General features: G+C 64.2%; 11 protein-coding genes. 3 read left to right on the forward strand and 8 right to left on the reverse strand.

Annotated features, from left to right (window positions below; all coding sequences use genetic code 11):
- Window positions 1-95: 95 nt before the first annotated feature.
- The 3 genes from AS156_RS13650 to AS156_RS13660 all read right to left on the reverse strand — a co-directional run bounded on the left by AS156_RS13650 (window position 96) and on the right by AS156_RS13660 (window position 2,618).
- Complete coding sequence (locus AS156_RS13650; RefSeq protein ID WP_066504797.1) at window positions 96-1,403, reverse strand: MFS transporter; 1,308 nt, start codon at window positions 1,401-1,403, stop codon at window positions 96-98.
- Window positions 1,404-1,671: 268 nt separating this feature from the next.
- Window positions 1,672-2,118 carry a MaoC family dehydratase gene (locus AS156_RS13655; RefSeq protein ID WP_066504800.1) on the reverse strand — a complete coding sequence of 149 codons (447 nt, stop codon included), beginning with the start codon at window positions 2,116-2,118 and terminating at the stop codon, window positions 1,672-1,674.
- An 8-nt stretch (window positions 2,119-2,126) separates the two neighbouring features.
- On the reverse strand, window positions 2,127-2,618 hold the full coding sequence (locus AS156_RS13660; protein WP_066504600.1) for a MaoC family dehydratase: 492 nt from the start codon (window positions 2,616-2,618) through the stop codon (window positions 2,127-2,129).
- A 168-nt stretch (window positions 2,619-2,786) separates the two neighbouring features.
- Here AS156_RS13660 and AS156_RS13665 point away from each other — a divergent pair, with 168 nt between their 5' ends.
- Window positions 2,787-3,557, forward strand: a complete 771-nt coding sequence (locus AS156_RS13665) for an IclR family transcriptional regulator domain-containing protein (RefSeq protein ID WP_066504602.1) — start codon at window positions 2,787-2,789, stop codon at window positions 3,555-3,557.
- Between the two features lie 9 nt (window positions 3,558-3,566).
- Here the strand turns inward: AS156_RS13665 and AS156_RS45990 are convergent, their stop codons facing one another.
- On the reverse strand, window positions 3,567-3,974 hold the full coding sequence (locus AS156_RS45990; RefSeq protein ID WP_082747497.1) for a T6SS immunity protein Tdi1 domain-containing protein: 408 nt from the start codon (window positions 3,972-3,974) through the stop codon (window positions 3,567-3,569).
- 275 nt (window positions 3,975-4,249) lie between these two features.
- Between AS156_RS45990 and AS156_RS13675 the strand changes: the two genes are divergently transcribed.
- Window positions 4,250-5,422 carry a M20 aminoacylase family protein gene (locus AS156_RS13675; RefSeq protein ID WP_066504608.1) on the forward strand — a complete coding sequence of 391 codons (1,173 nt, stop codon included), beginning with the start codon at window positions 4,250-4,252 and terminating at the stop codon, window positions 5,420-5,422.
- A 130-nt stretch (window positions 5,423-5,552) separates the two neighbouring features.
- On the opposite strand, the gene AS156_RS13680 is transcribed toward AS156_RS13675, so the two are convergent.
- The coding region (locus AS156_RS13680; protein ID WP_245312787.1) for a cytochrome P450 at window positions 5,553-6,362 on the reverse strand (810 nt) is incomplete at its 5' end.
- A 510-nt stretch (window positions 6,363-6,872) separates the two neighbouring features.
- Here AS156_RS13680 and AS156_RS13685 point away from each other — a divergent pair.
- Entirely contained in the window at window positions 6,873-7,781 is a 909-nt protein-coding gene (locus tag AS156_RS13685; RefSeq protein WP_066504612.1) for a LysR family transcriptional regulator, read from the forward strand.
- Between the two features lie 119 nt (window positions 7,782-7,900).
- On the opposite strand, the gene AS156_RS13690 is transcribed toward AS156_RS13685, so the two are convergent.
- The 3 genes from AS156_RS13690 to AS156_RS13695 all read right to left on the reverse strand — a co-directional run bounded on the left by AS156_RS13690 (window position 7,901) and on the right by AS156_RS13695 (window position 11,425).
- Entirely contained in the window at window positions 7,901-9,523 is a 1,623-nt protein-coding gene (locus AS156_RS13690; RefSeq protein WP_066504614.1) for an inorganic phosphate transporter, read from the reverse strand.
- Between the two features lie 169 nt (window positions 9,524-9,692).
- Window positions 9,693-9,872 carry a hypothetical protein gene (locus AS156_RS42040; RefSeq protein ID WP_136626201.1) on the reverse strand — a complete coding sequence of 60 codons (180 nt, stop codon included), beginning with the start codon at window positions 9,870-9,872 and terminating at the stop codon, window positions 9,693-9,695.
- Between the two features lie 137 nt (window positions 9,873-10,009).
- Window positions 10,010-11,425, reverse strand: coding sequence for a UdgX family uracil-DNA binding protein (locus tag AS156_RS13695; protein ID WP_066504616.1), 1,416 nt, complete (start codon window positions 11,423-11,425; stop codon window positions 10,010-10,012).
- Window positions 11,426-11,572 lie beyond the last annotated feature (147 nt).

Consider the following 11,572-nt stretch of genomic DNA (forward strand, 5'->3'; position numbering starts at 1 on the left):
ACGCTTGCCGATCTGAACGATGTTTGCGCTCCTTCCAAATGCGGCCCGCCGGGACAAGCGGGACGCTCGAGGGTTGCGCGGCGCTGGGAGCCCGTTCAGGGCCGGCCGGGCTGCGCCAGCGCGACCTCCTGCCTCGGCTTGGGAACGCCCACGATCAGCGTCAGCATGCCGACCGCGAGCACCGCGCCGACGATGGCGAGCGGCGTGTAGATGCTCCCGGTGGCGACGTTCATCCAGCCGATCAGGGCAGGGCAGACCGCGCCGCCGAACGAGCCGATCGCGCTGATCAGCGCGATGCCGCCGGCCGCTGCGCTACCTTCCAGCGTCGCGTTCGGGATGGTCCAGAACAAAGACAGGATCGCGAAGATGCCGATCGATGCGATCGCGAGCAGCATCACCGTCAGCGCGACGCTGTTCTGCGCGGCCTGCAGGGCGATGAAGCAGGCGGCGGCGGCGAGGCCGCAGGAGACCACGTGCCATCGGCGCTCCCGCGTGCGGTCGGAACTGTAGCCGATCGCGACCATACCGATCGCTGATGCAACCGAGATGGCGCCGCTCAGCCAGCCGATGTCGGTGGCTGTTGCCACGCCGACCCGTTTCAGCAGCGTCGGCGTCCACAGCAGAATGGTGTTGAGCGAGCAGAAGAACGCGAAATAGATGAACGACAGCAGATAGACGCGCGGCTCGCGCAACGCGGCACCGAAGCTGCGCGTAGCGCCGGAGGCGGCCGCGCGATCGCGCGCAAGATCGCTCGTCACCTGCCGCCGCTCGTCGGCACTCAGCCACGTCGCGGTCTGCGGGCAGTCGGCGAGGCAGAGATAGGCGACGATGCCGAGCAGAACCGCAGGAACGCCTTCGAGGATGAACAGCCATTGCCATCCATGCAGGCCACGGGCGCCGTGCATGTGATCCATGATCAGGCCCGACACGGGACCTGCGATGATGCCGCCGAGCGGCACCGCCATCACGAACAGGCTCGTCATGCGGCCGCGCATGCGGTCCGGGAACCACAGCGTCAGGTAATACAGGATGCCGGGAAAGAACCCGCCCTCGGCGGCGCCGAGCAGGAAGCGCAGGATGTAGAGATGATACTGGTTCTGCACCAGCGCGAGCAGGATCGTGACGGCGCCCCACAGCACCATGATCCGCAACAGCGTCTTGCGAACGCCGATCTTCACAAGCAGCAGATTACTGGGAACTTCGAGCGCGACGTAGCCGACCGAGAAGATGCCGGCGGCAAACCCGAACACCGCATCGTCGATCTTCAGGTCGTGCAGGAATTGCAGCTTGGCAAAGCCGATGTTGAAGCGATCAATGATCGCGACCGTGTAGCACGCCAGCAGAAACGGGATCAGGCGCCAGGCGATCCGCCGATAGAGCGCGGAATTGGCCGCATCCTGCATCGAAACCTCCAAATACTTCTTTTGATTGCTGAGCAAATTGCGCCGCGAACGAGCTGCGCTCCCTCGCCCCGTTCTTACGGGTCGAGACGAGCGAAACTGGCTCTTAGAGGGTGGGGTGAGGGGCTATTTCCTCACATATGGTGATAGTTTGCCCTCGCGGAGACGCCCCCTCACCCGGAACGCATCTTGCGATGCGTTCCGACCTCTCCCCGCAGGCGGGGCGAGGTGAAGTGGAGTTCGCTGCTCGGTTTGAGAAACGCAGTTCGCGCTAGCTCGCTTTCGCCGGAAATTCCAGCATCGCTTCACCGGCCGCGACCGTTTCGTCGCGCTGGTTCTGCACGGCGACGTCGACCAGCACCCAGCGGGACTTGCTGGTGACCTGCTTGGCCTTGATGGTGCCGGCCGGGCGGATGGTGTCGCCGGGCTTCACCGGCTTCAGCCAGCGTGTCTCGAGCCGGCGATGTATCGCGCCCGCGGGCATCGCCCAGTCGGTCAGCATGCGCGAGATCAGGCCGAAATTGTTCATGCCATGCATGATGATGCCGCCGAAATTGGTCTTGCCGAAACTGTTCTTCATGTAGTCGTCGTCCAGATGCAGCGGGTTGTAGTCGAGCGATGCATCGCAGAACAGGCGGATGGATTCGCGCGAGACCGCGAACGCGGCTCCGTCGATGGTGTCGCCGGCCTTGAGCTGATCGAAATTCACTGTGGTCATCGTGATCCTCACATCGGACGGATGGTCTGGCCGCGACCTGAGCAGATCACGTCGCCATGCTGGTTGAAGAAGACGTTGTCGTGCACCACGAACAGCCGCTCGCGCTTGATGAACTTGTCGAGCGCACGGGCCTGCAAGGTGATGGTGTCGCCGGGCCGGGCCGGAATGTTGTAGCTCCAGGATTGCCCGGCATTGACCGTGCCCGGTGAGCGCATCCAGTCGTCGGCCGGCGTGCAGGCGAACATCAACAGGATGTGGATCGAGGGCGGCGCGATCAGCCCGCCATAGGGACCGGCCTTCGCCGCAGCTTCGTCCAGATAGAGCGGATTGGTCTCGCCGACCGAGCGGCAATACAGCGCGATTGCTTCCTGCGTCAGCTTGTAGGGCAGCGTCTTGCGCGCCTCGCCGGGGACGATCTCGTCCCACACCTTGCGCAGTTTCGCGTCCTTCCAGAAATCGGTTTCGAAGTTGCTGGCCGCAGAACTTTCTGCTTGCGCCATCGTTGATCCTCCTGCTAAGAGTTCGCCAGGCGAACGTTTCATTCGCTATGTGAACTGACGCTAGCGCGGTCGGGGCCACCTGACAAGCGCAGAGAGCCGCGTTACGCGCAGGTAGCCATGCCGGCGGCGATGTCGTGAGCGAAGCCAACCCGTGAGCAGAACGGTGCCATGAGCAAAGAGAGCGACGGCTTCGTGCGTGCGATCGCGCGCGGCTTCTCGATCATCGAGGCGCTCGGCAAGCCGCCGGGACGGCACACGCTGGCGGAGGCCGCCGATACCGCCGGCCTCAACCGCGCCACCGCGCGCCGCATCCTGGCGACGCTGGTGGCGTTGAAATATTGCACCTCCGACGGACGCTATTTCAGCCTGAGGCCACGCGCGCTCGGGCTCGGCCTGTCCTATCTCAACGCGCTGCCGTACTGGGCGCATGCGCAGCGCGCACTGGAGAATCTGCGCAACGAGGTTGGCGAGTCCTGCGCGATGGCGGTGCTCGACGAGGACGAGATCGTCTACGCGCTGCGCCTGCCGGCGCGCCGCATCCTCTCGGCCAATCTCGGCGTCGGCAGCCGGCTGCCGGCGCATCTCGTTTCGCTCGGCCGTGTGCTGCTCGCAGCGCTGCCGCCCGTGGACCGCGAGACCTATCTTGGCTCCGGCACGTTCAAGCAGGTCACGCCACGCACGATTACGGATCCCGTTCGCCTCAGCGAGCAGTTCGCGCGCGTCGAGAGCGAGGGCTATGCCTGGGTCGACGGCGAGCTCGATCCCGCAATCTGCGGCATCGCGGTGCCCTTGCGCGATCCGGCCGGCGCAGTGGTCGCAGCGCTCAGCGTCAACACGATCTCGGGCACGGTCAGCGAGGCCGGCGCGCGCAAGAAGTTTCTGTTGCCGTTGCGCCGCACCGCGCAGGAGATCCGCAGCCAGATGCTGACGTCTAGCTAGGCGGATACGTCAGTCTTTGACAACGATCCTGACGGTAGACCCGTCCGGCAAGCCCTTTGTTTCTGAGTAAATCGTCGCTGCAAAGGCGAGCCAGTCTCGACAAGAGCACATCCACACATTGGCGACGGTGTATTCGCCCCCGAACAGGGGGAGCGTCGTGAAGGCGTAGCACTGGGAGGGAGCAAGGATATGTCCTGCGGAGCGGCACTGATCGACCAGTGGCCGCAGCAGCCAAACCATCTGCATCATCAACGCAACGTTCGCGGAACGCTCCCTCGGAAGCGGCAATCTTTGCGATCGAGCCCGCCGATGCTTCGAGCATGTAAACCGCTCCTGCCGCATCCGCCAAAAATACGTCCGCGAACAGGTTGGCACCCAAGACGCGGCTTCCCGCAGGAAGTATGTCCGACTAGGCATCGAGCTGGGTGAGCGCTATTTCAATCGGAAGGAAGTATGAGCCGTCCTGTTCCATCGCGGGATCATGAATGCCCGGTCGCGCTGCGGCAAGCGGGAAGCTTCATGCGGGGAATGTCCAAGCACACGGCCCGGCGCTTTCGATGAATTCCGGTCGGTAGGCTCTGCATTTGTCGCGCTGCGGGACCCAATCTGGAGCATGCCACGGCTGTTGGGTGGACCGGTCCTTGCATGCTAGAGAAGACAATTACAGTCCAACCTTCGAGGTCAGAACTCTCATGCCCATCGTCAACCGCGTCGCCGACCTGCAACCCGATATCCAGGCCTGGCGCCGCAACATCCACGAAAACCCCGAATTGCTCTATGACGTGCACCGCACGGCATCATTCGTGGCTGACAGGCTGAAGGAGTTCGGCTGCGACGAGGTCGTGACCGGCCTCGGCAAGACCGGCGTGGTCGGGGTCATCAAGGGCAAGAAGGGTCCCGCCAAGGGCGATATCAAGGTGATCGGGCTCCGCGCCGACATGGATGCGCTGCCGATCGAGGAGCAGACCAACCTGCCTTACGCGTCCAAGACGCCGGGCAAGATGCACGCCTGCGGCCATGACGGCCACACCGCGATGTTGCTGGGTGCAGCGCGCTATCTCGCCGAGACCCGCAATTTCGCCGGCGACGCCGTCGTGATCTTCCAGCCAGCCGAGGAGGGTGGAGCAGGCGCTGCCGCCATGATCAAGGACGGCCTGATGGACCGCTTCGGCATAGAGCAGGTCTACGGCATGCACAACGGCCCGGGCATTCCGATCGGCTCGTTCGCGATCCGCAGCGGCCCGATCATGGCTGCGACCGATGCGATCGACATCAAGATCGAGGGCCATGGCGGCCACGCCGCGCGGCCGCACAAATGCATCGATTCCGTGCTGGTCGGCGCGCAACTGATCACCGCGCTGCAGCAGATTGTCTCGCGCACCGTCGATCCGCTCGATTCCGCGGTGATCTCGATGTGCGAATTCCACGCCGGCAACGCCCGCAACGTGATCCCGCAGACCGCTGAACTGCGAGGCACCGTGCGCACGCTGACCAACGAGGTCCGCGACCTCGTCGAGAAGCGCGTGCGCGAGGTGGTCGAGGGTGTCGCCAAGATGACCGGCGCGAGGATCGATCTCACCTATGAGCGCGGCTATCCCGTCACCGTCAATCACGGCTCACAGACCGAATTCGCGACCCGCATCGCGAAGGATGTCGCCGGCGCCGCCAACGTGCACGAAATGCCGCCGCTGATGGGCGCGGAAGATTTCTCCTACATGCTGGAATCGCGGCCCGGCGCCTTCATCTTCTGTGGCAACGGCGACAGCGCCGGCCTGCATCACCCCGCCTATAATTTCAACGACGAGGCGATCGTCTACGGTACGTCGTATTTCGTGAAGATCGTGGAGAACGCGCTGGCGGCGTGATCTTTTCTTCAGCGGCAAACTCGCGCTCTCAACCGTCATTGCGAGGAGCGAAGCGACGAAGCAATCCATGGTTCAGCAAGGTGAGCTATGGATTGCTTCGCTTCGCTCGCAATGACGGCTGATGGGTTCCTCACACATCCCATCGCACCGGTAGTGACACCGGACCGCGGAACACCCAGCCACGCACCACCGGCGGGGCGTCGTCGCGGAGCCGCAGATTGCGCAGGCGCTCGAACAGCATCGGGCCCACGATCTTGCCGACCGTGAGCCGAGAGACCCAGGTGCCGGCGCAGAAATGCGGTCCGGCGCCGAATGCCAGGTGCGACTGCTTGGGCCGCGAGATGTCGAAGCTGTCGGGATCGGCAAAGCGCTTGTCGTCGCGGTTCGCGGCACCGACGCAGAGCCCGATCTGGAGGTCTTGCGGCAACGTCATGCCGGAGAGTTCGACGCTGCGGGTCACGCGACGTGGATACATGCCGATCGGCGAGATCCAGCGCACCGCCTCCTCGAGCGCAGCCGGCCATAGCTCGGGCTTCACCAGTACGCTCTGCTTCTGCGCCGGATGGTCCAGCAGGCCGAGCACGAGCGTGAGGATCGCGTCGCGCGGCTCGTTCAGCCCGCCGCCGATGATCACCTTGATGTTGGCCCTGATGGCCTCGATCGGCATCGACGGATCGGCGTTGATCATTGACGACAGGATCGAGGGATTGGGATTGCTGCGGTGACGATCGAGCACGGCCTCGATCGCGGCATCGACGTCGGCGCCGGCCTGCATCGCCTTGCGCTCGATCTCGGCGTCGGCTGCATAATTGCCCGCGCCTTCGATCAGCGATTGCGACCATTCGGCGAGCCGTTGCCACGGCATCGGTTCGAAGCCGATCATCTCCATCAGGGTGAGGGACGCCATCGGCGCGGCGAGCGCCGCGAACAGATCGGCTTCNCCCGCCGGCGCGAGGGCGTCGATCAGGCTCTCCGCGATCGCAGTGAATTTCGGCGCCCAGTGTTCCTTGATCGTGGTGGCCCGGAAGGAGGGCTCGATCGCCTTGCGGCCGATCGCATGCTCGGCGCCGTCCTTGCGCATGAAGGTCGGCCCCATCACCTTGTTGACCAGCGAGACGGGATTGTCGGCCGAATAGGTCGCAGGATCGCGCTCGATTTTGGTGATGTCGTCGAAGCGCGTCACCAGCGTCAGCTTCGCCGTCTCGACGAAGACGGCGGGTGCCATCTCGCGCAGGCGGCGGAAGATCGGATAGGGGTCGTCGAGCAGATCCCGGTACGCGATGTCTGTGACGACGGGCACGGTGCTGGTCATTGGTTCTCCCGAGCGGTTTTTTGCAGAGCCTAGCCGCGGGCGGGCAATCGCTCAATTCGATGGAGTCAATGAAGACAATCGAAATCTTGCATGACATGTGATAGGCTATCGGCCAACAGGCAGTGCGGGAGGCGAGGGGTGGCGGTCAATTCTTCGGTCGATCCGGTCGACATCGGGAGCTTGCGGACGCTCGTGCTGGTGTACGATTTGCAGTCGTTCTCCGCCGCAGCCAAGCGGCTCGACGTCAACCAGTCCACGATCAGCTACACGATCGAGCGGTTGCGCGGCGTGCTGCGCGATCCCTTGTTCGTGCGCCAGGGCAATGGCGTCAGCGCCACTGAACGCTGTACGGCACTGGTCGCGTGGGCGCGGGACATGATCGGCGAGATGGAGGGACTTGCCGCGCCGGCGGAATTCGATCCGGCGATCGCGCAAGGCACCGTGACGATCTCCTGCAACTATCACGAACGCCAGACGCTGATCCCGCAGTTTTGCGCGAGGCTGCGCGCGGGCGCGCCGCGGGCGAAGCTCGTGCTGCTCGATGCCGCGGGACACGGCAACATCCACCTCAAGCAGAACCAGTGCGACATCGTTCTCGGCCCGGTCGGGGTCGTCGGCGAGAGCTTCTATCGGCGCCACATCCTCACCGACCACTATGTCTGCATCATGGATCCGGCCAATCCGCTGGCGCGGGGCCGGATCACGCTGTCGGCCTACGCCAGGGCGGAGCATGTCTTCGTGACCCACAGCGGCGAGTGGCAGCCGCTTTATCTCGATGTGCTCAAGGCCAGGGATATCGAGATCGAGCCGGCGGTGAGCCTTCCCAACCACGACAGCCTGGAGCGCATCATCGCGGGCACCCGGCTCGTCGCCACGATCCCGCATCATCTGGCACGCGCCATGCGCGGCGGGCTGCACGTTGCGTCCCTGCCGTTCCGCGTGCCGATCTCGATCGACATGTACTGGAGCGCCCGGACCGCCAAGTCAGGCCTGCACAAATGGGCACGCGGCCTGCTCGCCGAGGTGGCCAAGGAGTACGCCGCCTGAGCGCTTTGGTCTTACGCGGATGTCATGACACCGCGCATGCCCCAAACGCAAAAGGCCCGCACCGATGGTGCGGGCCTTGTCGTTCGGCGCCGGGGGGCATCGCGCCGAAAGCGTCGGTGTCAGAACACGTGGTAGAACACGTAGTACAGAACGCCCGAAAGGATCATCGCGGCCGGCAGCGTCAGCACCCAGGCCATGGCGATGTTGCGGATCGTCGCCCATTGCAGGCCGGATCCGTTGGCCGCCATGGCGCCGGCGATGCCTGACGACAGCACGTGCGTGGTCGAGACCGGCAGGCCGTAGCCGTCGGCCGCCGCGATCGTCGCGGCCGCCGTGATCTCGGCGCAGGCGCCCTGCGCGTAGGTCAGGTGGGTCTTGCCGATCTTCTCGCCGACGGTGACGACGATGCGCTTCCAGCCGACCATGGTGCCGAGGCCGAGCGCGATGGCGACGGCGAACTTCACCCAGCTCGGGATGAACTTGGTCGCGGCATCGAGCGAGGCCTTGTACTCGGTCAGCGTGGCGATGTCGGTGGCGGAGAGTTCGGCTTCCTTGTCCTTCATCAGCAAGCGGATCGCTTCCGAGGCGAGGTACATGTCGTTGCGGGTGTTGCCGACGGCCTCAGCAGGGAACTTCGCCAATGAGCCGTACTGGGCGACCTGCTGGCCGATGTCGCGCACCAGCACCGCGAGTGACGGGAAGGTGCCCTCGTTGATCTGGTGCTGCGAGACGTAGTTGGTCACGGCGGGGCGCGGGTTGCCGATCACGTTGTAGCCGGCGGCCTTGCCCTCGATGACCTTGCTGGCGGCGATCGAGTGTGCGGTGAACTGCTCGATCGCGCTGTTGGGCAGCGCGCGGTTCAGCGCATAGGCGGTCGGCACGGTGCCGATCAGGATCAGCATGATCAGGCCCATGCCCTTCTGGCCGTCATTCGAGCCATGGAAGAAGCTGACCAGCGTGCAGGTCAGGATCAGGATGCCGCGGATCCACCACGGCGGCGGCTGATCGCCGACCGGCTCGCCGAACAGCTTGGGCGTCGCGCGAAGCAGCACGGCCTTGAGGACATACAGCAGAACCGCGGCGAGCACGAAGCCGAACAGCGGTGACAGCAGCAGCGCCTTGGCGATGTTGGTCGCCTGCGACCAGTCCACGCCGGAGGTGCCGTCGCGGCCGCGCAGCAGCGCGTTGGTGATGCCGACGCCCATGATCGATCCGATCAGCGTGTGCGAACTCGAGGCCGGCAGGCCGAGCCACCAGGTGCCGAGATTCCAGATGATGGCGGCGATCAACAGCGCGAACACCATGGCGAAGCCCGCGCTCGAGCCGACCTGCAGGATCAACTCGACCGGCAGCAGCGACACGATGCCGAATGCGACGGCGCCGCTGGAGAGCAGCACGCCGAACAGGTTGAACAGGCCCGACCACACCACGGCGACATGCGCCGGCAGCGAGCGGGTGTAGATCACGGTGGCGACCGCGTTGGCGGTGTCATGGAAGCCGTTGACGAATTCGAAGCCGAGCGCGATCAGCAGGGCGACGAACAGCAGGAGATAGGGCACGAACGAGGTGATGCGTGCGCCGGTGGCGTCGACATCGGCATAGATGCTGTAGCCGACAAACAGCAGGGCGGCCGCAACCACGCCCATGTAGATGACGCCGGTTAATGGATGAAAACCCTTGTCGAGGTCCGGCCCTTTCTTCAGGGCGGGTTCGATCGAGCCGGGTAGCGCCATATCGCTCATTGGTAATCTCCTATTCCAATGCGGCCGATCTTGATCGATGCATATGACAAGCAATTGAAATTCGGCGCGGCCGGTCGGTAAACGGCGTGGATTGAGCCGCTCTTGCGCAATGCGGTTGATGGCGTCGCTGGAGATCGCGGTTCAGGCGCGCAATCTTCAGTGACAAACGTCACTGATCGCGCACGAACCCTGCGGAGGGCGCGTTACGGATCTGGAAATTGCCGGAGGCGGCGGAAGGATCAGGCAGCATTGCTTCCGGAAAATCCGGTGAGGCCTGCAGGTGGAGGTCGCGCGCTGCGCGATTGGGGCTAGTCGAACCGCGCAGCGCGCTGACCTCAGGGTACGTCATGGCGTGAACATGACGCCCAATACCTGTAGAGCCTGTGACGCTATCACGGATCAATTAAAGGTTGTAGGGGGGTTCTCAAAATGTTTCTCGTTTTTCATATCGAAGTGTGATTTTGGGGAGGTTGTGGCGCCGGGACATCAGGCCGCGCGATCCGAGCGGCGCAGCCAGCCGGCCGCGATTTTCAGGTCGTCGACAAAGCGCTGATATTCCAGCGCCTTGGCGTCCTCATCGGGCAACCGCAGCAGATAGGAGGGGTGCACGGTGACCAGCACTTTTGTTCCATCATGCTCGATCAGGCAGCCGCGGCTCCTATTGATAGCGGTGATTTTGCCGAGCACGCCCTGTGCCGCGGTCGCCCCAAGCGCCACCACCAGCTCCGGTTTGATGGCGGCCAGCTCACGCTCGTACCATTGCCGGCAGGCGCGGATTTCCGGCGTGCTCGGTTTCTGATGCAGCCGGATCTTGCCGCGCGGCACGAATTTGAAATGCTTCACGGCGTTGGTGACGTAGACCTTGCCGCGGTCGATGCCGGCATCCTCAAGCGCGCGATCGAGCATTTGTCCGGCGGGGCCGACGAACGGCTTGCCGGCGAGGTCTTCCTTGTCGCCGGGCTGCTCGCCGACCAGCATGATCGATGCATCTTGCGGGCCTTCGCCGAACACGGTCTGGGTCGCATCCTTCCAGAGCGGACAGGCGCGGCAACCGGCGGCCTCGGCGCGTAGCGCCGCGATCGTGTCGTGGGTGTCTTTGCGAGCCATCGGCATATCCTGCGGTTTCTGCGGCGTGTGCGGTTTCGTCGCCTTGGTTGCGATGAAGGCGCCGCCCGTCATCCGCATCGCGTCTTCGAGCAGGGGCTTAATGATCGAGTCCTCGGGCAGGTTCCTCCAATAGGCCTGCGGCATCTCCATCACTTTCAGCTGCGCTGGATTGAAGAGGCCGCTGTAATGACGCCGCCAGGTTTCCTCAAGCCGGTCCTCGCTCGGCACTTCGGATTTGTCGATGCCCGGCGTGATCGAGACCGCGTGGCCATCCCAATGCGCGCAGACATCGGGCGTCAGGATCGACCATGGCATGTCGGCGAAACGGCTCGCGAAAAACGGCGCGGCAAGCTCGACGACATGATGCTCGGGCTCGAACCAGGCGACGTAATGCGCCTTGTGCTCGCGGCCGATTTCGCGGAAGCGGAGCTGCGCGATCATCCTGTCCATCTCGCGATAGACCAAACGCGCCATCGCGTTGGCCTCGGCGATGTCGGGGTCGTTCGCCAGATCGTGGTGGCCGCGCAGACGCCATAGCAAGCGATAGAGCAGGGCGAAGCGTTCGCCGCTTCGATGCAGGATCGCGGCCCTTGCCAGCTCGACGAAGGTGGCGGGGACGTTGAACGCATGCGGCGCATCGGGCAGGTCGCTCGCGCCGGATGCCGCATACAATTCCGCAGCATCGCGTACTTTCCATGTGACGTCAGATGGCTTCACGTCATTCACCGCCAATCGTCGCGCGGCTTTGCGCCAGCCCTCGAAATCGATGTCGCTGTCGAGCATGATGATGTGCATGCGATTGCTCCGTTTCCGTCTCGTCGCCGTCTCTTGTCGCCGTCTCTTGGGCTCGCGCGCCCGGTGAGGCCGGGGAGAGGATGCGGAGGCCGCGCTCCGTTTCCGGGCGTGCTTTAATCCCCTTGATTCCGCTGATGAATCCGGGAG

It is taken from the genome of Bradyrhizobium macuxiense, from assembly GCF_001542415.1.
Lineage (GTDB): Bacteria > Pseudomonadota > Alphaproteobacteria > Rhizobiales > Xanthobacteraceae > Bradyrhizobium > Bradyrhizobium macuxiense.

Coding starts and splice junctions, on each gene's coding strand:
- AS156_RS13695 (WP_066504616.1), bottom strand. CDS start 11,425: ATGCACATCATCATGCTCGACAGCGACATCGATTTCGAGGGCTGGCGC.
- AS156_RS13675 (WP_066504608.1), top strand. CDS start 4,250: ATGCCCATCGTCAACCGCGTCGCCGACCTGCAACCCGATATCCAGGCC.
- AS156_RS13665 (WP_066504602.1), top strand. CDS start 2,787: ATGAGCAAAGAGAGCGACGGCTTCGTGCGTGCGATCGCGCGCGGCTTC.
- AS156_RS42040 (WP_136626201.1), bottom strand. CDS start 9,872: ATGACGTACCCTGAGGTCAGCGCGCTGCGCGGTTCGACTAGCCCCAAT.
- AS156_RS13660 (WP_066504600.1), bottom strand. CDS start 2,618: ATGGCGCAAGCAGAAAGTTCTGCGGCCAGCAACTTCGAAACCGATTTC.
- AS156_RS13655 (WP_066504800.1), bottom strand. CDS start 2,118: ATGACCACAGTGAATTTCGATCAGCTCAAGGCCGGCGACACCATCGAC.
- AS156_RS13690 (WP_066504614.1), bottom strand. CDS start 9,523: ATGAGCGATATGGCGCTACCCGGCTCGATCGAACCCGCCCTGAAGAAA.
- AS156_RS13650 (WP_066504797.1), bottom strand. CDS start 1,403: ATGCAGGATGCGGCCAATTCCGCGCTCTATCGGCGGATCGCCTGGCGC.
- AS156_RS45990 (WP_082747497.1), bottom strand. CDS start 3,974: ATGCCTAGTCGGACATACTTCCTGCGGGAAGCCGCGTCTTGGGTGCCA.